The organism is Butyricicoccus faecihominis (assembly GCF_024462775.1).
Taxonomy (GTDB): Bacteria; Bacillota; Clostridia; order Oscillospirales; family Butyricicoccaceae; genus Agathobaculum; species Agathobaculum faecihominis_A.
The window spans coordinates 24,859-45,572 of the sequence record NZ_JANGCE010000010.1; the positions used below are offsets into that span (position 1 = coordinate 24,859).

At 54.3% G+C, this 20,714-nt stretch carries 21 protein-coding genes; 11 read left to right on the plus strand and 10 right to left on the minus strand.

Translation table 11 applies throughout. The annotated features are described in order from the left end of the window. The first annotated feature begins 328 nt into the window (after positions 1–328). The 3 genes from NE562_RS07160 (at position 329) to NE562_RS07170 (ending at position 2,902) form a co-directional block, all read left to right on the plus strand. Positions 329–661: a hypothetical protein gene (locus NE562_RS07160; protein WP_280961728.1), complete on the plus strand. Its 333-nt coding sequence runs from the start codon at positions 329–331 to the stop codon at positions 659–661. A gap of 120 nt (positions 662–781) precedes the next feature. Beyond that, entirely contained in the window at positions 782–2,152 is a 1,371-nt protein-coding gene (locus NE562_RS07165) for a Mur ligase family protein (protein WP_280961729.1), read from the plus strand. Between the two features lie 15 nt (positions 2,153–2,167). Next, positions 2,168–2,902, plus strand: coding sequence for a type 1 glutamine amidotransferase (locus NE562_RS07170; RefSeq protein WP_280961730.1), 735 nt, complete (start codon positions 2,168–2,170; stop codon positions 2,900–2,902). A 94-nt stretch (positions 2,903–2,996) separates the two neighbouring features. Here NE562_RS07170 and NE562_RS07175 read toward each other — a convergent pair whose 3' ends face one another. Further along, the gene (locus tag NE562_RS07175; RefSeq protein ID WP_280961731.1) at positions 2,997–4,148 is read right to left on the minus strand and encodes a GGDEF domain-containing protein; all 1,152 of its coding nucleotides are present in this window, start codon (positions 4,146–4,148) and stop codon (positions 2,997–2,999) included. 378 nt (positions 4,149–4,526) lie between these two features. Further along, positions 4,527–5,384, minus strand: coding sequence for a tyrosine-type recombinase/integrase (locus tag NE562_RS07180; protein WP_280961732.1), 858 nt, complete (start codon positions 5,382–5,384; stop codon positions 4,527–4,529). Positions 5,385–5,593: 209 nt separating this feature from the next. On the opposite strand from NE562_RS07180, the gene NE562_RS07185 reads away from it, so the two are divergent. Next, positions 5,594–6,229, plus strand: a complete 636-nt coding sequence (locus NE562_RS07185; protein ID WP_280961733.1) for a GyrI-like domain-containing protein — start codon at positions 5,594–5,596, stop codon at positions 6,227–6,229. A 105-nt stretch (positions 6,230–6,334) separates the two neighbouring features. Here the strand turns inward: NE562_RS07185 and rsmG are convergent, their stop codons facing one another. The 8 genes from rsmG to rpmH form a co-directional block, all read right to left on the minus strand. Further along, positions 6,335–7,036, minus strand: a complete 702-nt coding sequence (gene rsmG, locus NE562_RS07190; protein WP_280961734.1) for a 16S rRNA (guanine(527)-N(7))-methyltransferase RsmG — start codon at positions 7,034–7,036, stop codon at positions 6,335–6,337. Then, positions 7,033–8,919: a tRNA uridine-5-carboxymethylaminomethyl(34) synthesis enzyme MnmG gene (gene mnmG, locus NE562_RS07195; protein WP_280961735.1), complete on the minus strand. Its 1,887-nt coding sequence runs from the start codon at positions 8,917–8,919 to the stop codon at positions 7,033–7,035. Before mnmG ends, rsmG begins: the two co-directional genes overlap by 4 nt. A gap of 295 nt (positions 8,920–9,214) precedes the next feature. After that, the gene (gene mnmE, locus NE562_RS07200) at positions 9,215–10,576 is read right to left on the minus strand and encodes a tRNA uridine-5-carboxymethylaminomethyl(34) synthesis GTPase MnmE (protein ID WP_280961736.1); all 1,362 of its coding nucleotides are present in this window, start codon (positions 10,574–10,576) and stop codon (positions 9,215–9,217) included. Between the two features lie 19 nt (positions 10,577–10,595). Further along, entirely contained in the window at positions 10,596–11,588 is a 993-nt protein-coding gene (jag, locus tag NE562_RS07205) for an RNA-binding cell elongation regulator Jag/EloR (RefSeq protein WP_280961737.1), read from the minus strand. Position 11,589: 1 nt separating this feature from the next. Next, a complete protein-coding gene (yidC, locus tag NE562_RS07210; protein ID WP_280961738.1) occupies positions 11,590–12,561 on the minus strand; it encodes a membrane protein insertase YidC in 972 nt (323 codons plus the stop codon). Positions 12,562–12,769: 208 nt separating this feature from the next. Beyond that, positions 12,770–12,982, minus strand: coding sequence for a membrane protein insertion efficiency factor YidD (yidD, locus tag NE562_RS07215; RefSeq protein WP_280961739.1), 213 nt, complete (start codon positions 12,980–12,982; stop codon positions 12,770–12,772). After that, positions 12,979–13,320: a ribonuclease P protein component gene (gene rnpA / locus NE562_RS07220; RefSeq protein WP_280961740.1), complete on the minus strand. Its 342-nt coding sequence runs from the start codon at positions 13,318–13,320 to the stop codon at positions 12,979–12,981. The genes yidD and rnpA overlap by 4 nt, the downstream gene beginning before the upstream one ends. Positions 13,321–13,510: 190 nt before the next feature. Further along, positions 13,511–13,645: a 50S ribosomal protein L34 gene (gene rpmH, locus NE562_RS07225; protein ID WP_125116087.1), complete on the minus strand. Its 135-nt coding sequence runs from the start codon at positions 13,643–13,645 to the stop codon at positions 13,511–13,513. A gap of 314 nt (positions 13,646–13,959) precedes the next feature. On the opposite strand from rpmH, the gene dnaA reads away from it, so the two are divergent. The 7 genes from dnaA (at position 13,960) to NE562_RS07260 (ending at position 20,622) form a co-directional block, all read left to right on the plus strand. After that, on the plus strand, positions 13,960–15,240 hold the full coding sequence (gene dnaA, locus NE562_RS07230; protein WP_280961741.1) for a chromosomal replication initiator protein DnaA: 1,281 nt from the start codon (positions 13,960–13,962) through the stop codon (positions 15,238–15,240). Positions 15,241–15,469: 229 nt separating this feature from the next. Beyond that, the gene (gene dnaN / locus NE562_RS07235) at positions 15,470–16,579 is read left to right on the plus strand and encodes a DNA polymerase III subunit beta (protein WP_280961742.1); all 1,110 of its coding nucleotides are present in this window, start codon (positions 15,470–15,472) and stop codon (positions 16,577–16,579) included. Next, positions 16,572–16,787 (plus strand): RNA-binding S4 domain-containing protein, encoded by a 216-nt coding sequence (locus NE562_RS07240; RefSeq protein WP_280961743.1) that lies wholly within the window; start codon positions 16,572–16,574, stop codon positions 16,785–16,787. The genes dnaN and NE562_RS07240 overlap by 8 nt, the downstream gene beginning before the upstream one ends. Then, entirely contained in the window at positions 16,784–17,884 is a 1,101-nt protein-coding gene (recF, locus tag NE562_RS07245) for a DNA replication/repair protein RecF (protein ID WP_280961744.1), read from the plus strand. The genes NE562_RS07240 and recF overlap by 4 nt, the downstream gene beginning before the upstream one ends. Before the next feature lie 213 nt (positions 17,885–18,097). Further along, a complete protein-coding gene (locus NE562_RS07250) occupies positions 18,098–18,346 on the plus strand; it encodes a DUF370 domain-containing protein (RefSeq protein WP_280961745.1) in 249 nt (82 codons plus the stop codon). 54 nt (positions 18,347–18,400) lie between these two features. Beyond that, complete coding sequence (gene gyrB, locus NE562_RS07255; protein WP_280961746.1) at positions 18,401–20,335, plus strand: DNA topoisomerase (ATP-hydrolyzing) subunit B; 1,935 nt, start codon at positions 18,401–18,403, stop codon at positions 20,333–20,335. Next, on the plus strand, positions 20,335–20,622 hold the full coding sequence (locus NE562_RS07260; protein ID WP_280961747.1) for a GIY-YIG nuclease family protein: 288 nt from the start codon (positions 20,335–20,337) through the stop codon (positions 20,620–20,622). Before gyrB ends, NE562_RS07260 begins: the two co-directional genes overlap by 1 nt. Positions 20,623–20,714 lie beyond the last annotated feature (92 nt).

Genomic DNA, 20,714 nt, shown 5'->3' on the forward strand with positions numbered 1-20,714 from the left:
GCATGCTCGCCTCGGCTTCAAGAGCCGCCTGCGGCGGTTCGCCTCGACACGCCGGCCTGCGGACCGGTGTACCAACGAAGCTATTGAGGAATATTAGAAATCTATTTGCTACGTCATGATAGCCTAAATATTATACCGTGGTTTTTGTGGTTTTGTCAATAGCAAAATGAAGGAAAATTCACCCCTTTTTTTGCATTTGAAAACCTCCTCACTCAGACCCGCGCCTTACGTATTTATTGTTTATCAATAAATAATACTTGTAATTCAATATATTCTATGGTAGCATATACCTGTATACACATCCATTATTCATTTAGGAGGCGATTTTATGTCAACCGGTGTTCCGCTCGCGGAGGCGATGCAATATTTTCCGCACATTGTTTTTCTCTATGATATCACGCTCGTTGTGGTGCTTTTATCCATTTACCGCGTCGTACGGAGCAAAGGGTCTTATAACCCAGCGCCCGATATGATCGTGCATGTGCTGCTGATTATCGGCGTCATGCGCGGGCTTATTTTTCAGGGCGTGCTCACCGATATCACGAATAACGGCTATAATCAGTATCTCAACAACCTATTTATCGTGCTGGGGCTGCATATCGTGCTCAATGTGGTTTATTTATTTTTGGTCTACCGCAAATGGAAAAAGGCAAATGCCTAGCGGAATCCTGAAAGCACGCGTCAATTTCCCTCCTTTTTGTTTCGCAAAACTTGTATCCGGTCGCGAAATGCGGTATACTGAATGTTGACAAAACCGGACTTTTGGAGAGAAATACACGAAATGAAACTAAAAAGCATGCTTGCGCTTTGGGTCTGCAAGGCCTCGGGCGCTGTCCTTCGGCGGATGGGCCGCGGCGGCACCAATCTGCCCGGCAAGCTCGCGCTGAAGATGGACCGCGATATTTTGGGCGCGCTGGCGCAGGGCGTCCGTGTGACGGTCGTGACCGGCACCAACGGCAAAACGACCACCTCCCGCATGATCGAGCAGGCGTTTGAGGACGCGGGGCTCAAATATTTTTCCAACAAATCGGGCGCCAATCTGCTTACCGGTATCATTGCGGAATTTGCGCGGCATACCTCACTTTCCGGCAAGCGCCTGTATACCCACGCGCTGATCGAATGCGACGAAGCCGCGTTCCGCACGGCCAGCAAATACTTGCCGGTGGAATGTCTGGTGGTAAACAATATATTCCGCGACCAGCTCGACCGCTTTGGCGAGATCACGCACACGCTGAACAGTATCCGCATTGGCGTAAAAAACGTGCCGGGCGCAACCCTTTGCCTGAACGCGGATTGCTCGCTGACCGCTTCGCTTGCGGATGATTGCCCGAACAAGATCGTTTGGTTTGGCGTCAATGTGCCGATTTATGAAAACGCCGCGCACGAGCTGTCGGACGCGCCCTATTGCATCCACTGTAAAACCGAGTATGAATATGACTATATCACCTATGGTCATCTGGGCGGCTTCCACTGCCCGCACTGCGGCTATTGCAGGCACACGCCGGATGTAGCGGTGACCAAGGTTCTCCGCGCCGGGGCCGACGCGTCCGAGATCGAGCTTACGGTTTTTGGAAACGCCCACGAAGTGCGGGTCAACCTGCCCGGCGGCTACAACATCTACAACGCGGCGGGCGCCGCAGCGGCGGCCCATGTCGTCGGGATCACGGACGAAACCGCGGTGGAAGCCCTCGCGAAGTTCGAGTGCGGCTTTGGCCGGGCCGAGCAATTCATGCTGGGCAGCGCGTCTTCGCGGATGATGCTGGTCAAAAACCCGGCGGGCTTTAATCAGGTCATCAACCTGATCGCGCACGGCGACGGCGCGTACCAGCTCGCCTTCCTGCTCAACGACCGGTTCGCGGACGGCACCGATATCAGCTGGATCTGGGACGTCGATTTTGAGACGTTGGCCGCGCAGAAGGAACGGTTTTCACCCATTTACGTTTCCGGCGGGCGGGCGGACGATATGGCGCTGCGCCTGAAATACGCGGGCTTTGACGCCGATACGCTGCACCTACTGCGCGAGAACGACGCGCTGCTGGACGAGATCGGCAAAGCCGAAACGCCCGCCTTTTTAATGCCGACCTACACCGCCATGTTCGACCTGCGGGAAGCGATCGGCAAGCGCACCGCCGTAAAGGCATTCTACGAATAAGGGGGAATGGAAAAAATGGAGCTCAACCTTTGCCATCTATACCCCGATATTCTGAACCTTTATGGCGACCGGGGCAACATTATCGCCATGCGGCGCAGGCTGGAAGCGCGCGGCGTTACCGTAAACATCAGCGAATGCTCGATCGGCGAGCCCATCGATCCGAGCGCCTTTGATATCTTTTTCATCGGCGGCGGGCAGGACTTTGAGCAAGAAGTGCTGCTGCGCGACCTGTCCACCGGTAAAGCGGACGCGATCCGCGCCGCGGTGGAGGACGAGAAGGTCTTTCTCGCCATTTGCGGCGGCTATCAAATGCTGGGCCAATACTACGAGACCTGGGACGGCCACCGGCTGGATTTCATCGGCGCGATTGATATCCACACCGTGGGGGCAAAGGATCGCATGATTGGCAACTATATGTTCCAAACGCCGCCCGAAAGCGGCGATACCACCGTGGTAGGCTTTGAAAACCATTCGGGCAAGACCTTTTTGGGCGAGGGCGTACGGCCGCTAGGCAAGGTGCTCGCCGGTTTTGGCAACAACGGCGAGGACGGGACCGAGGGCGCGCGCTATAAAAATGTGTTTGCGACCTATTCCCACGGTTCGCTGCTGCCTAAAAACCCGGTTTTGTGCGATTTCCTTCTCAAAACCGCGCTCATTCGCAAATATGGGGAAATAGAACCCTTTATCCCGCTGGACGACGCCATTGAAAACGCCGCGCATGACTACATGCAGCAGCGCTTAACCAAATAAAAAAGACGATATGCTGCATGCTTGTTTGCAGCATATCGTCTTTTTCTTTATCGATTGTTCCAAAATGTCTATTGCTTACCTGCAAGCCGATCGTTTATACCGGACGGAATATCGTATAATCATCCTTGCCGTGTTTTTTTACCTGATAGAGCGCAAAATCGGCGTTTTGATAGAGCGAATCAAAATCGTCGCCCGCTTCAGGGGACAGCGCGATACCGATGCTGGTCGAGATGTGGCACTGCTTACCTCCGTTTTTAAAATCATACCGCAGGATTTCCAGCAGGCTTTTTGCTTTTTCTTCCACCCATGCGCGCGACGGGGCGGCGATAAACACAACAAATTCATCCCCGCCGATCCGGCCCACGATATCGCTATCCCGAAACTGCCGGCGAAGCAGCCCGGCAAAATCCTCGATCACGAGATCGCCCATGGTGTGCCCCCATGTGTCGTTCACTTTTTTGAAAAAGTCGATATCGAGCATAAAAAAGGCGTACAGCCGGCCGGGCTCTTCGGTCAGACATCGGCGTATCAGATTTTGTGTGGCGGCTTTGTTATATAGGCCGCTCAGAGAATCCCGGTTTAGCTGTTCCAAAATGCGTTCCTCCTGTTGTTTCTGGGTGTCTATATTCTGCCGGTAAATGAACATACGAATGGATTCATCGTCATCCCAATAAAAAATACGGGCAATGATACGCATCCAATAAAAATTCTTTCCGCCGTCGGTCGATATCATAAAATCATATTTTAAGCTCTGTTCGCCGCTGTGATAGGCCCGCAGAACGTTTTCCGGCGAGAAGGTATTCAAATATCCCTGCCTGAACTCTTCCTTGATCTGTTGTCTGGCTATGATGGGAAGCGCTAGATCATATGGCGTGTTGTGCGGCACGCCGAGGCTTTCAAAGTAGCTTTCTGTTTCTTCGCTTGCCGCTCGGTTGTGTGTTACATCAATCTCATAAATGTTTTCATAAAGCTTCTCCGTTGCGCGCTGAAACACCAGCTGGTGCTTTTGCGCGGAGGACGCCGTTTCACCGTATAGCTTTTGAATCAGGCCCAAAACGATCGCTAAAGCCGCCGCGACCGTTGTGACCGCGCAAATAACGCCCACGATCACCTGCTGCGCGATGATGCCCGGCATGATAAAAAGCGCGTGCATTGTCAGGCAGCTGTATAGAATGATTACAAGAAAACCGGACGCAACGACCAGACTGAGAAGCAGGCCGATTTTTCCTATTGATTTTTGCTGCATATCCTTCCTCCCAGCCCTTTTGCTTCAACAACAGAATTGCGGTTCTGTTGTAATCCGCTGTTCCAATCAGCCTGAAAGGCAATAAAATAATCAAATAAGCGTGCTGTGCGATCTAAAATAAAAAATTGCGTACACGAAATAGGCCGATCCGCTATCTTTCCAAGCGAACGGCCTTATTCTGTTGCATATAAATACCATATTGTAATACGCATGGTTGATACTTTCTTGTCAACCTTCCCTCTTTCGTGCTACAATAAGATATACTGTACCGCTATGTACAACAGAACCGCAATTCCGTAGTTTGCGCCAATAAGCTGGGAGGAAGGATATGCAGAAAAAAATAATACGGGAGATTCATTTGTTACAACAGAACCGCAATTATGTGACGAGAAGGCCCATTCGCTCGATTTGACGCGCGTGTGTGCCGCCGCTTTCCACGGTGTAAATGCGCGTGGTGGAGATACTGGTGTGACCCAGCAGATCGGCCAACCGGGACAGATCCTTTTCCACCGCGTAATAGGTGCGCGCGAAAAGATGGCGCAGATTATGCGGAAACACCTTGCCCGGCTGCACGCCCGCGGATTCGCACAATGCTTTCATATCGCGCCAAATGTTCGATCGGTCGAGAGGTTTTCCACACCTTGTGCAAAACACCGCGCCCGACCCGATGCCCCGCCCCTTTGCAAAACGAAGAAGCATGCGGCGCAGCTTTTCCGGCAAAAACACCGTGCGGCGCTTGCCCTTGCAGTTCACTTCGGCCCGGCCCGATCTTGCCGCTTCCAGCGTAATAAATTGCAGTTCGGATACGCGGATGCCGGTCGCGCAAATGGTTTGCAGCAGCAGCGCCAAGCGCTCGTTACCCCGCTGGCCCGCCGCTTGTACCAAGCGAACATACTCGTCGCGCGTCAATTCCTTTTCCACGCGGCAGAACAGATCCCGCTGCATCCGCAGCGGCTTTACCCGCAGTTCGCCCCTTCCACGATAGCTTAAATAGCTGTTTACCGCCGCCAGCATGGCATTTACGCTGGCAGTCGCATAGTTTTCCTGCAAGTTTTCCTTCCAGCTGATCAGCGCCGCCTTTGTAAGCGATTCACCATTTAAAAATACCATAAGCGCACGCAAATCGTGCAGATATTTTTCGATGGTCTGTTCCGCCCGCTCTTGTTCCCGCAGGAACGCTTTAAATTGCGTCAAATCCCATGCCGTCAGGGTGGTCTGCTGCTGTTTGTTTCGCATACCGTTCTCCTCCTTCGTATCCCGTTATTATGTCTGGAACGCAAACGTAATATGCTTATTTATAGCCTATTTTCGCCAATAAAAAAAGTGCCGCAACATATTTGCAGCACTATTTTAATATTTAAAGTAAAAAGCGGACATTCCTTGTCCCATTATCTATGGTATTGTTAAAACATAGACCGGTTATTTCTACTAAGGAGGCGTCAGATATGGCTTTTGATTTTAAGAAAGCGTACAAGGAATTCTATATGCCGAAAAACAAGCCCGAGGTTGTCGACGTTCCCGCCGCAAACTATATAGCAGTCCGCGGAAAAGGGGACCCGAATGAGGAAAACGGCGCTTACCAGCAGGCCATCGGTATTTTGTACGCGGTCGCTTATACGCTGAAGATGAGCTATAAAGGCTCGCGCAAGATCGAGGGCTTTTATGAATACGTCGTTCCGCCGCTGGAGGGCTTTTGGTGGCAGGAGGGGATTACCGGCGTAGACTATGCCGACAAAAGCGCTTTTTGCTGGATCTCCGTGATCCGCCTGCCCGATTTTATTTCCCGGGATGATTTTGATTGGGCCGTGGAGGAAGCTTCCAAAAAGAAAAAATTAGACTGCTCCGCCGCGGAATTATTAACCGTGCGCGAGGGACTGTGCGTACAAATCATGCATTTCGGCCCCTACGACGACGAGCCCGCCACCGTCGCCCTGATGGACGACTATTTGCGGCAAAATGGTTACGAAAATGATTTTACTTCCACCCGGCTGCACCACGAAATCTACCTTTCCGACGCGCGCCGTGTCGATCCTGCGAAATGGAAAACCGTTATACGACACCCTGTGAAAATTAGGAATTAGTAATTAGTAGTTAGTAATTATGGAGTCCGGCAAAGCCGGATATTTCATATTCGCGCTTCGCGCGAAACCTTCATTCCTAATTCCTAACTCCTAATTCCTAATTAATTAAAGCGGTTTCGACCGGATCTTGGCAAAACGGCGCGGATAGGCGGCCGGCGTGGGCGCGATCTTTTCCATGCGGACGACCGCGCGTTCGGCTTCGCTGAAGGGAGGGCGCAACCGGATGATTTCGGGCGGCGCGCTGCCGAGCACCTTAGCGGCGTTAAGGGCGTTTTCGGTCTCCTGCTCACAGTCCGCAGCCTTCATCGCGAGAAACACGCCGCCCATGCGCAGCAGCGGAAACGCCAGCTCACAGAGCTGGTTCAGCTCCGCCACCGCGCGCGAGGTGACAAAATCAAAGCTTTCACGGTTTTCCGCCGCGAATTCCTCCGCCCGCGCGTGTACCGCGCGGGCATTTTTTACGCCCAGCGCCGCTAGCGTTTCATTTAAAAAATCCACGCGCTTGCGCTGCGCGTCCAGCAGCGTGAATTCCGCCCCAGTCAGCACCGCGAGCGGCACGCCCGGAAAGCCCGCGCCCGTGCCCAGATCGAGCACCCTCACCCCCTGCGTCAGCATGGGCGCAAGCACCGCGCAATCTAAAAAGTGGCGGGTGACGATCTCGTTCGGCTCGGTGATCGCGGTCAAATTCATATGAAGGTTGGCCTCGCGCAGTCTTTCGGAAAAGGACAATAAATTATCCACAGCCTGTGGAGGATAATCCGGCGCACACCGCTCAAGACCTTCGATCAGCAGTTCCCTTTCGTTCACGGCTTTCCTCCATTCCGTTTTGCGTCAATATAGATCATTAGCGCGGTAATATCCGCGGGGGAAACGCCGGAAATACGCGCCGCCTGCCCAAAGTTCAAGGGTTTTACCGCGTCCAGCTTTTGCCGCGCCTCTAAACGAAGGGTATCGATGCAGCTATAATCCAGATCGGGCGGCAGCTCGCGCGACTGTAAGCGGCGGTATTGTTCAACATCGCGGTATTGCCGCTCGATATAGCCCGCGTATTTCACCCGGATATCCACCTGCTCCCGCACAACGGCGGGCAGCGCGGGCCGCTCGGGGTCAAAGGGCGCGAGCAGCTCATAGCTCAATTCCGGGCGGCGCAGCAAATCGATCAGGCGGCAGCCCGCTTTCAGCGGCGTGCTGCCCTGTCCGGCCAAAAAGCCGTTTAGCCGCTCACTGGGCGCGACCGGCACACTGGACACACGGTCGATCTCCTGCTGCACGCGGGCATACTTTTCCCGCACGCGCTCGCCGCGCGCGGACGGATTTAAACCGATACGTACGCCGATTGGCACCAAACGCTCATCCGCGTTGTCTTGGCGTAGCAGCAGGCGGTATTCCGAACGCGAAGTCATCATGCGGTAGGGCTCGTTCGCGCCGCAGGTGACCAGATCGTCGATCAGCGTACCGATGTAGCCGTCCGCGCGGTCGAGGACAAGCGGCTTTTCGCCCTTGATCCCCAGCGCCGCGTTCACACCCGCGACAAGTCCCTGCGCGGCGGCCTCTTCATAGCCGGAGGAACCGCAGAATTGGCCCGCGCCGTAAAGGCCGGTTATTTTTTTTGTTTCCAGCGTTGGGCGCAGCTCCAACGGATCGACGCAGTCGTATTCGATCGCATAAGCCGGTCGCATAATCTCGGCCTGCGAAAGGCCCCTTACTGTGCGCAGCATGTTGCGCTGCACATCGAACGGCATGGAAGAGGAAAAGCCCTGCACGTAAATTTCCTCGGTATCCAGCCCCATGGGCTCCAGAAACAGCTGATGGCGCGGCTTGTCCGCGAAACGTACCACCTTATCCTCAATGGAGGGGCAATACCGCGGGCCAATGCCCTCGATCATCCCGCCGTAAAGCGGCGAGCGGTCCAGATTTTGCCGAATGACTTCGTGCGTTTCATCCGTCGTATAGGTCAGGTGGCACACGGCCTGATTGGGCGGCGGGCTCTCTGTCTCAAACGAAAAGGGAATGATCTCCTCTTCGCCGCGCTGCTCTTCCAGCCCGGTAAAATCGATCGAACGGCGGTGAATACGGGGCGGCGTGCCGGTTTTGAAGCGCTGTAAACGCAAACCGAGCGACCGGAGCGATTCGGTCAGCTTGGTCGCGGCAAACATGCCGTCCGGCCCGCCTTCTCGCATGAATTCACCGATGATGATGCGGCCGCCGAGAAACGTGCCCGAGCACACAATCGCCGCCTTCACCGAATGGCGCGCGCCGACCGCGGTGACCACGGCGGATACCGCCCCGTTTTCCTGCTCGATGGACACGATCTCATCCTGCATCAGATAAAGACCCTGCTGCTGTTCCAGTGCGTGCTTCATATACGATCTGTATTTAACCCGGTCGGCCTGCGCGCGCAGCGAATGCACGGCAGGGCCCTTGCCCCGGTTCAGCATGCGGTATTGGATGCAGGCGGCGTCCGCCGCGCGCGCCATTTCACCGCCCAGCGCATCGATCTCGCGCACCAAATGCCCCTTTGCCGTGCCGCCGATCGCCGGATTACAGGGCATGTTGCCCACCGCGTCCAGATTGATCGTAAAGCACGCTGTCTTGCAGCCGAGCCGGGCGCACGCCAGCGCGGCTTCAATCCCTGCGTGTCCGGCGCCGATCACGGCGACGTCGAATGTCTCTGCTTCAAAAACCGTCATGTGCAGCCCTCTCTTTCTATTGAAATAACCGGGGAAAACCGATCGAATAAATGGTTTTCTCCTGCTTTTTCTTTCCGATTGCCTGTTGATAACTCTGTGTAAACTTTGGATAACTCACTTTTTTTGCAAATTTTTTCAGTCCAAATAGTAATAAACTCGATGTTATATTACTATTTGTATAAAAATATCACATACCGTAAAACTTTATACACAGCAAGCTGTGTTTTTCATTCATGTTCCATAAAAAGGCCGCTGCCGGAAAGCAGCGGCCTTTTCTCATCGGATAAACCGGCCTTTATTTGCCGACACAAAAATCGCTGAAAATGCGGGATACGACGGCTTCCTTCACCGTTTCACCGGTGATTTCGCCAAGGGCGGCGACCGCGCCCTCCGCATCCATGACGACGGCGTCCGGCGTCATACCGGACTGCGCCGCGTAAAGAGCTGCCTCGCACCGTTCGGCGGCGCGGGCCAAGGCGGCGGCCTGCCGGGCGTTGGTAATCAGCGCGCCGTCAAGCGCGCCATCCCCAAGGCCCACAAGACGCGGAATAAGGCTCAATAATTCCTCAAATCCCTCGCCGGTTTTGGCGGAAAGGGAAATGATATGTTCAAAATAAGGCGTGAGTTTCGCGTCGTCGCACGCATGCGGCAGATCGCTTTTGTTTAAAATGGCCACCGCTCGGTGTCCCGCCGTACGGGCAAGCACCAGCATATCCTCCTCGCCAAGGGGGGTAGAGCCGTCAAACACCGCAAGGATCAGGGACGAAGCGTTTGCCTCGGCCATCGCGCGGTCAATACCGGCCTGCTCGATCGGATCGTTCGTATCGCGCAAGCCGGCGGTATCGGTCACGCGCAGCAAAAGCTGGCCAACCTTGACATTTTCCTCAATCAGGTCGCGCGTCGTACCCGGGATAGGGGTGACGATCGCGCGCTCCCGTCCGAGCAGGGCGTTCAAAAGCGTGCTTTTTCCCGCGTTCGGGCGGCCGAGTATGACACAGGGCACGCCTTCGCGCAAAATACGGCCGCGTTCATAGCTTTCAGCCATACGGTACAGGCGGCTGGTCACACGGTGCAGCAGCGCGGCTGCTTCGTCAAACAGCAGGGGATCAATCTCTTCATCCGGAAAATCGACCACCGCATGGAAATGCGCGATCATGCCGATCAGCTCCTCGCGCATTTCATGCACGGGGGAGCCGACCGCGCCCATCACCTGCGCCGCGGCATTTTGCGCGGCTTCCGCCGTGCGGGCCGTGATCAGATCGTGCACAGCCTCCGCGCCGGATAGATCCATTTTACCGTTCAAAAAAGCGCGGCGGGTAAATTCCCCTGCTTCCGCCTGACGCACCCCCTGCTGAAACAGCGCTTCAAGCGCGAGACGCAGCACCGCGGTCGAACCGTGGCACTGTAATTCCGCCATCGGCTCGCCGGTATAGGTGTGGGGCATGTGCATCGCCACCGCGTAGCAGCAGTCGATCACCGCGCCCTTCTGGTCGCGCAGAACGCCGTAGACAAGCTTTTGTGCGGGCGCATCCGTCAGCGGCGCGCCGTTTTTTGCTTCAAAAACAGCGCTTACCGCTTCTATCGCCCGTTCGCCCGATACCCGGATCAGTCCGATCGGTCCGCCGGCCGAAGAGATGGCGGCAATGGTATCGTTCATGTTTGCCCTCCCAGCCCGATCAATGGTGGGAGCGGTAACCGTTTTCGGGCGCGATCACAACGCGGCGGCCAGGTTCGGTGCCGGTCGAATAGGTCGTCACGCCGTTAAAATCCTGCAAAGCGGCATGGATAATGCGGCGCTCATAGGGGTTCATCGGTTCCAGCGTCATCGAACGGTGGGATTTTACCACCTTCATGGCCATTTTGCGGGCCAGCCGCTCCAGACTCTCACTGCGTTTCTCACGATAATTTTCGGTATCCACCGACAGGCGGACATGCTCTTCAAGCGCGTTGTTCAGCACCAGAGAGCCGAGATACTGGATCGCGTCCAGCGTATCGCCGCGTCGACCAATGACCGGGCCCATATCCGGGCCGGCGATATTCAGGCGCAGCTGATCCGCCTCCACCTGAGGCAGTACGGTGATCTCATTTTCGATGCCCATCTTATGGAGAAGGCCGCCTACAAAATTGATCGCAAGCTCCTCTGCCTGCTTCATAGCGGCTTCGGATACCGGAATAATTTCGCGCTCCTTGGGTACGGAGGGCGTGATGGGTCGTTCGATCCGCTCGCGGCGCGGGCGGCTGCCCTCGCGGCGGGGACGGTCGGTACGGGTGGGGCGGTCGGTACGCTCCGTGCGCTCACGGCGCGGGGGACGCTCGCCGTCCAGCTTCTGGGGGACAAAATCCTTGGGCGCGGGCTTTACCAGACGGGGCGTGGTATCTTCCGTTGTGATGGAGAGCTTTTCCGTCGGCGCCGGTCTCGGCGCGGGCTTTTGCACCGGCTTTTCCGCCTTTTTCTCCACAGGAGCGGGAGCGGATTTCTGCACGGGTTCATCCGGCCCTTCATAGGAGACACGCACGCGCGCGGGCGTCGCGCCGATCCCTAAAAAGCCTCGTTTGCCGTTATCGAGCACTTCGACGGATACGTCGTCCCGGTCCATACCGAGCTGGCGCAGCGCGTTTTCAATCGCGGCGTCGCGGTTTTCACCGGTGGCTTCCAAAACTTTCAGCATTTTATTTCTCCCCCTTCTTTTTCTTTGCGTTCTGTTCCGCGTTCAATTCACGCTGTTTTTCTTTCTTTTGCTGTTTTTCGCGCTCTAATTCCGCGGCGGCTTCACTTTCCTTCAGCTGCTGCTTTTTGCGGAAATGGCGGGTCAGGATGATTTCCTGCAAGCAGGTCAGCACGTTGTTCAGAATCCAGTAGATACCGATCGTGCCGGGCAGGATGAAGCCGAAGTAAACGCTCATCAGCGGCATCATCATCATCATGGCCTTCATCGAGCCGTTCTGCTGAACGGCGGTGTTGTTGCCCTGCATCTTCTGCATGATAAAGCTGGACAGGAAAGCGGTCGCGCCCGACAGGATCGGGATGAGCCACATGATGCCGAAGTGCTTGATCGAGGGGATTTCGGCCAGATTGAGGCCTAGGAAGGTGAAATTGATCGGCACCAGCGTACCGCTTGTCCCTTCGACGATCTTCATGATATCCGCCGGGAAATTGCCGTTGGCGTCGATCAACTGGCTGAGCTTGTCGATGATCGTGATCTGGCCATAGTAGCCGGCGGTCGCCGTGTCGATGCCGACCTTGACGGCGAGCGCGTCGATTACATCCTGACCAAAGCCGAGCATGAACTTCATCGGCTGCTGCACGGCGTAGTACAGACCCATCATGATGGGCAGCTGGATAAACTGCGGCAGGCAGCCCGTCATCGGGTTTACGCCGTGCTTATCGTACAGCTTCTGCACTTCTTCGTTCATTTTAACGCGGTTGTTTGCGTATTTCTTCTGGATCGCCTGCATTTCGGCGTTCATCGCCGTCATAGACATCATGTTCTTTTTGCTTTTAACGCCAAGCGGGATCAGGATCAATTTGATCAGCAGCGCAAACAGCATGACCGCAAGGCCATACGAATGCACCGCGTTGAAGATCGCCATCAGTACGATACCGAAAGGCCGTACGATGACGAGTCCGAATATATCGCCCATATGTTCCTCCAAAAAGTTTTCGGTCAAAAAATCCTATGACCGTTTTCTCGCGCACAGCGCGCATTAAATGTTAAATGGGAGCTTTGCTTCCATTTAACAAAAAACCGGGAGCATGTATCTCGGTTTTTTAACAAACCGGCGTAGAAGTGTGCCCAAAGGGCGCGCGCCGAAGCCGGAATTTTAAATCGAAACTGTAGTTTCGATTTAATTATGGGACTGGGTCATACGGCTCGTGGTGACTGAACGGGTGACAGCGCATCAGCCGTTTGAACGCGAGCCATCCTCCCTTGAGTGCGCCGTATTTTTCGATCGCTTCGACAGCGTACTGCGAGCAGGTCGGAATATAACGGCAGCAGGGGGATTTTAAAGGCGAGAGATACCGGCGGTAAAAACGAATGGCCGCCAGCATCGCGCGCTTCATGATTTTGCCGCGGCGCTGTTTTGCCCAAGCGTCCGCAGCAGCGATTTTTCAATTTCGTGGTAAGTGGCGCCGACCGCGCGGCTGCGCGCGACGAGCACCAGATCAAATCCCACGCCAAACCGGTCTTCATTCAGGCGGTATGCCTCTCGAAACAGGCGCTTTACGCGGTTTCTTCCCACCGCGCCGGCAAGCTTAACGCTTACCGTAAGCCCCAGCCGGTTATAGCCGAGATTGTTTTTGCGGCTGTACAGCACGAGATACCGGTCAGCCGTTTGATTCCCCCGGTGATAAAGCCGGCGGAACTCATAATTTTGTTTGAGTGAAACCGTGTGTTTCATAATGTTACTCCCCGTTTTTCCGGTGCCCCCAAAAAAACGAAATCGCTTTGCATCTAGTCGATCTGCAAAGATAGCCGGGTCTTTTTCTGCTCCGCGGCGGCCCGGCCCAAAACCTTTTTTACCGCGCCCTATAAACGGGAAAAAACGGGCCCGCATTTTTCAAAACGGGCCCGTTCTTTGAGGTTTCAAATTAGTGGGTCAAACGTGCGCGACCCTTGGCGCGGCGGCGGGCCAGAACCTTGCGGCCGTTCGACGTGCGCATACGCTTGCGAAAGCCGTGCTCCTTGGAACGCTGACGCTTCTTGGGCTGGTATGTTCTCTTCATTTCGTGCACCTCCTGTTTTTCAAATTTACGGATGGGCACCGGCATAAGTCCGGTACAAATGCGGGCGCATGCCGCTGCCTTTCCGTATACGTTGATACAATGATTATTATCTTATAAAAAGCTCAAAATGTCAAGGTTTTTTTCTTTTTTCAACATCTTGGGGCCTATCTGAATTCAACCACCATTTCTTGCGTTTTTTATGCCGTCCGATTGCCCTCCCACCTTGTTCCATACCGGTATTTTTCATTGAAACACGTCATATTTTGTGCTAAAATAGATTTATCTATTTGAAAACGGAATTTAGGAGGCATTTCATGGCCAATAACATATTGGAAATGGCGCTCACATTGCTTGAGCGCGATTTTCCTCCCTCCAGCCTTTCCGCTTGGTTCGACGACGTCACCGTCGTTTCCTTTGCGGAGGGCCATTTAATTCTGCACTCACCCGTGCAGTTTAAACAGGAATTTATCGAACAGAAGTTTACCGAGCCGTTGCAAAACGCCATGCAGGAGCTGACGGGCGATCCGGTATCCGTACAAATTGTCACGGGCGAATACAGCGCCCCTTCGGCCACCGCCTCTCCCTATGACGATTACACGTTCGAGCGCTTCATCGTCGGTTCCAGCAATAAATTCGCGCACGCCGCCGCGATCGCGGTATCCAAAAGCCCGGCTGAAATCTACAATCCGCTGTTTATCTACGGCCAATCCGGTCTTGGCAAAACGCACCTGATGTATGCGATTGCGGGCGCGATCCGCATCAGCCATCCGAATTACCGCATCATCTACGTCAAGGGCGAGGATTTCACCAATGAAGTCATCACCGCTATCCAACAGGGCAACATGCAGAATTTCCGCGCCAAGTACCGCATGGCCGATCTGCTCCTGATCGACGATATCCAGTTCATCGCGGGCAAGGAACGCACGCAGGAAGAATTTTTCCATACCTTCAACGCCCTGTACGAAGCCCAGCGCCAGATCGTGCTGACGAGCGACCGTCCCCCGAAGGAGATCAACACGCTGGAGGACCGCCTCAAGACCCGTTTTGAATGGGGCCTGATCGCGGACATTCAGCCGCCCGATTTCGAGACCCGCGTCGCTATCATCCGCGCCAAGGCTGAAAAAATGACCATTGCCCTGCCGGACGAGGTATCCACCTATATCGCGCAGAACATTCAGGCCAACATCCGCCAGCTCGAAGGCGCGGTGAAAAAGATCAAGGCCATGAAGGAACTGATGGGAGAGACCATCGACGTGGAGCTTGCCCAGCGCGCGATCGAAGCGGTCAAAACCGAAAACCCGGGTCTCAACCCGACGCCCGAACGCATCATGGAAGCGGTCGCGAACTATTTCTACATCCCGGTCGGCCAGCTGCTCTCGCACAACCGCTCCAAGGACGTGGCCTATTCCAGACAGATGGCCATGTACCTGATTCGTCAGGAACTGGAATATTCCTTCCCCGATATCGCCAAAATATTCAACCGCGACCATACCACCGTCATGCACGCGTGCAACAAAATCGATGTGGAACGCCGCCAGTCCGGCGAAACCGAGGAAGTCATCAAAAAGCTGCATAACAACATCCGGGGCGAGTGAGAATTTATCCACAATTCCCCTGTGTATTCCACAGCGGCTCCGCTGTGGACAAACTTTTGCCGGAAATACGCTGTGGAAATGATCCAAACCATGCACAAACTTTTCGCCATGCCATTTCCCCAGTAAAATCGACGGCAAAAATACTTATCCACATGATACACAGCCCTACTACTACGATAAATACCTATCTATTTCTTTTTACTCAAAAAGCGCAGAAAGAGGAGAAACCATGAAATTTTCCTGTGAAAAAGAAACGCTGCTCGGTTTGCTCGGCACCGCATCCCGCGCAGTAACCGGAAAAAGCGCCATGCCGCTGCTTGAAGGATTGCTGATCGAAGCGGAAAACGGCGAGCTCACCATTACCGGCTACGACCTTTCCATGGGCATACGAACCACGGCGGAAGCCGATATTGTGGAACCCGGCCGCATTGTACTGAATGCAAGGCTGTTTTTCGATATCGTCCGCAAGCTGCCGACCGACGCGGTCTATCTCGAAACCGACGACAAGCTGCTCACCACAATCAAGTGCGGCCGTTCGGTATTCAACCTGATCGCGACCGAAGCGGACGAATACCCCGCGTTGGCCGAAGTTTCAAACGACACCGGCTTTACCCTGCCGCAGGCGATCCTCAAGAGCATGATCGCGCAAACGATCTTTTCCGTTTCCGATAACGAATCCAAGCCAATCCACACCGGCTGCCTGTTTGAACTGGAACCCGGCCAACTAAACGTGGTCGCCGTGGACGGCTATCGTCTTTCCGTGCGGCGTGAGCGCATCGATAGTATTTCCGGGGCCATGAAATTCGTGGTGCCGGGCGCCTCGCTGCGCGAGATCGAACGCATTTTGACCGAGGAGGACGGCACGGTCGACATTTTTCCCGATCGCAAGAACATTTTGTTCCGCATTGGCTCCACCACGCTGATTACCCGCCTGATCGACGGCGAATTTCTCAATTACCGCGCGGCCATCCCCGCGGAATTTGAGCATAACGTGACCGTGGACCGGCACGAGCTGATCACCTGTATCGAACGCGTTTCTCTGATCGTTTCCGAAAAGCTGAAAAACCCGGTCCGTTTCCACTTTGACGGCAGCTTTGTGCAGCTTTCCTGCATCACCGCGATTGGCAAGAGCTATGACGAATGCGCGATAGACGGCGAGGTAAGCGATCTGGAGATCGGTTTCAATAACCGCTACATGCTCGAAGCGCTGCGCGCAGCGGGCGAGGATACCGTGCGCCTGTCTCTCAAAGGCTCGCTCAATCCGGTGGTTGTCACGCCGCTGGAAGGCGACGCTTACACCTATCTGGTCCTTCCGGTGAGGCTGAAAGCCAATGATTGAACTGGAGATCCGCGAAGAGTATATTAAGCTCGATTCGTTTCTAAAGCTGGCAAACCTTGTTTCCTCCGGCGGCGAAGCAAAGATCCGCATCGCCGAAGGCGAGGTGCTGGTCAACGGAACACCCTGCCTACAGCGCGGGAAAAAGTTGCGTCCGGGCGATACGGTATGCATGGACGGTCAGGAAGCCCGTGTGAAAGAGAAAATATGAAGCTGATTACGCTGAATTTGCAAAATTTCCGCAATTATACCGAAGAAAAGTTTGTTTTCGATCCGTCGGTCAATCTGATTTGCGGCGAAAACGGACAGGGAAAGACCAACCTTCTCGAAGCGGTGGCCGCCCTTTCCACGATGCGCCTGTTCCGTACGGCGCAAAAGCGGGAAGGGTTGCGCTTTGACGCGGATTTCGCCAAAATATTGGCCGAAGTAGAGGCGCAGCACCGTGATTTTTCGCTCGATCTGCGCTTTTCCCGCGTAAAACCGATGGAGATCTACAAAAACGGCGTGCGTCAAAAGCGGCAGTCCGATGTGCAAGGACTTTTTAAAACTGTTTTATTCTGCCCGGAGGATCTTTCTTTGGTACGGCAGGGCGCGGCGGCGCGGCGGCGTTTTTTAGATACCGCGCTTTGCCAGCTTCGGCCTAATTACGCGCGCTGTCTGGAAGAATACCACCGCCTGCACGAACATAAAATACGTATTCTGCGGGATAGCGAGCAAAATCCCTCCCTCCTCTCACTGTGGGAGGATTTTTCGCTTCGTATGGCCAAATTCGGCGCGCATATCATCCGTTACCGCGCCTATTATTGCAAGAAATTGCTCGCCGCTTCGGCCGAGCTGCACCGGGCGATCGCGCCGCAGGAAGAGCTATCCGGTGAATATCAGACCGTTAAGACCGTGACCGATCCGTTTGCCGCGGCCTCTGTCATCGAGCAGCAGCTGATCGAGCATGTGTTATCCCATAAAACGGCGGAAATCAAGGCGAGAAGCTGTCTTTCCGGACCCCATAAGGACGATCTGGTCATGCTGCTGAACGGCCGCAGCGCGTCGGCTTACGGCTCGCAGGGGCAGGTGCGTACCTGCACGCTGTCGCTCAAGCTGGCCGAGCGTGAATTATTCAACGGAGAGGACGGGGAATACCCGGTTTTGCTGCTGGACGACGTGCTTTCCGAGCTGGACCGTCGCCGGCAGGACTTTGTTTTGAACCATATTTCCGGCGGTCAGGTGCTGATCACCTGCTGTGAGGACGGAATATCTGAAAAACTGCACGCCGGCGCAGTATTTCCCATAGAAAACGGCAAAATTATTTAAGTTTATCCCAGTTTTTTATACACAAGCTGGGGAAAAAGTGGTATAATGATAATTAGGAATTAGTAATGAGTAATTAGTAATTGGAGCAGCTTCGGCGGAGTCGGTCTTTTTTAATATTTAGCGCTAGGCGCGAGACTTTATTTCAATTACTAATTCCTAACTACTAATTATTCATTAATAAAAACGGAGTTTTTATCAAAAGTGTATTTGCATTTGGGTCAGGATTATGTAGTGCCGCTCCGGCAGGTTACCTGTGTGTTCGATATGGACACCGCGACCGCGTCAAAATGGACGCAGAAGCTGGTACGCCGCCTGCAGGAAGAAGGGCGCATCATCGAGCTGTACGAGGATCTGCCCCGTGCGGCCGTTTTGTGTGTGGGAGAGCTTGGCGAGTATCTGTACCTGACCGAGCTTTCTTCGCGCGCCCTGCAACGAAGAGTAGAAAAAAGATTTGCGATCTAACGGATCCCCGCGCCTGCCCCCAGTAGTTTTGCCACCGAAAGGATTTTTATGAGTATGAGTGAAGAAATCAAAGACGAGATGCTTGATCTAACCGTGACCGAAGCATACGACGAAAACCAAATTCAGGTGCTCGAAGGCCTGGAAGCCGTGCGTAAGCGCCCCGGTATGTACATCGGTTCTACCTCGGCGAGAGGTTTGCATCATCTGGTGTACGAGATCGTAGACAACTCGATCGATGAAGCGCTCGCGGGCTATTGTACGCATATCGAAGTAACGATCGAAAAGGGAGATATCATCCGCGTGCAGGATAATGGCCGCGGTATTCCCTGCGGCATCCATCCGCAGATGGGCATTCCCACGCTGGAGGTCGTTTTGACCGTACTGCATGCGGGCGGCAAGTTCGACGGCTCTGGCTACAAGGTATCGGGCGGCTTGCACGGCGTCGGTTCGTCTGTTGTGAACGCGCTGTCCGATTGGATGGAAGCCGAAGTGCGCGACGGCAAGGAAAAGCACTTTATGCGCTTTGAACGCGGCGTTACCGCGAAAAAGATGGAATCCGTGCCCTGCGAAAGCGAAACCGGCACCACCATCCGCTTCCATGCCGATCCTGAAATTTTTGAAACCACCGATTATGATTACGATACGCTGGAAAAGCGGCTGCGCGAGCAGGCGTTTTTAAACGCGGGCATCCGCATCACGCTGCGCGACGAGCGCGACGACGACGTGGTGGAGGACCTGATGCATTACGAGGGCGGTATCCGCCAATTCGTTCAGCATTTGAACCGCACCAAGACCCCGCTGCACGAAGAAGTCATCTATATGGAGGGCAGCCGCGAGGGCTCGATGGCCGAGGTGGCCATGCAATATACGGACAGCTACAGCGAACTGATGCTTTCCTTTGCCAATAACATCAATACGACCGAGGGCGGCACCCATGAGACCGGCTTTAAATCCGCCTTGACCCGTGTGCTGAACGATTATGGCCGTAAATACAGCGTTCTGAAGGAAGGCGAGAGCTTTAAGGGCGAGGACGCCCGCGAAGGGCTGACCGCCATCATCTCGGTCAAGCTGCAAGAAGCACAGTTCGAGGGCCAGACCAAGACCAAGCTGGGCAACAGCGATATGCGCACCTTGGTGGAAACCATGGTGGGCGATAAGCTGATGACCTTTTTTGAGGAAAACCCCGCGGTAGCGCGCACGATCATCGAAAAGGCGCAAACCGCCGCCCGCGCGCGTGAAGCCGCCAAAAAGGCCCGCGAAATGACGCGCCGGAAATCCGCGTTGGATTCCGCTTCTCTGCCCGGCAAGCTGGCCGACTGTATTGAAAAGGACCCCGCCTATACGGAAATCTACATCGTGGAGGGCGATTCCGCGGGCGGCTCGGCCAAGGAAGGGCGCGACCGGCGCTATCAGGCCATTCTGCCGCTCTGGGGCAAGATGCTGAACGTGGAAAAAGCCCGTTTGGACCGCGTATACGGCAACGATAAGCTGACGCCGATGATCACCGCCTTCGGCGCGGGCTTTGGCGACGATTTCGACCCCGCGAGACTGCGCTACGGCAAGATCATCCTCATGGCCGATGCCGACGTGGACGGCAGCCATATCCGCACGCTTCTTTTGACCTTCTTCTTCCGCTTTATGCGTCCGCTGATCGAAAAGGGACACGTGTATATCGCCCAGCCGCCGCTTTTCAAGAATGAAAAGGGCAAGGATGTGCGCTATATCTACGATGAGGACCAGCAGCGCGCCTGTATCGAAGAGATGGGCGACGGCGTGCGCGTACAGCGCTACAAAGGTTTGGGCGAGATGGACCCCCAGCAGCTTTGGGAAACCACGATGGACCCCACAAACCGCATTTTGAAGCAGGTGACCATGGACGACGCGGCCGCCGCGGACGAAACCTTTGCCCTGCTGATGGGCGAAAAGGTAGAACCGCGCCGCGAATTCATTGAGAAAAACGCCAAGTATGTTATGAATTTGGATGTTTGATGTATTATTATGTCTATATTTTGACGAATAGTAATCATCACGTATTATATACGGGTATTACAAATAACTTAATACGGCGTATATATGAACATAAACATCATGTTGTAGATGGTTTTACAAAAAGATATCATGTTGATCAGCTGATCTATTTTGAACAGACAACCGATGTTTATGCTGCTATTGCCCGAGAAAAGCAAGTAAAAGGTTGGACAAGGGCAAAAAAAGTAAAATTAATTACGGATCAAAATCCGTCATGGAAGGATCTTTATAGCGAAATTATTCAATAGGAAATTTCGGTGTGGTTCCGCGCGTTCGCGCGAGATTCTTCACTCCACTGCGTTACGTTCAGAATGACAAAACTGGGTCTTGTCATTCTGAG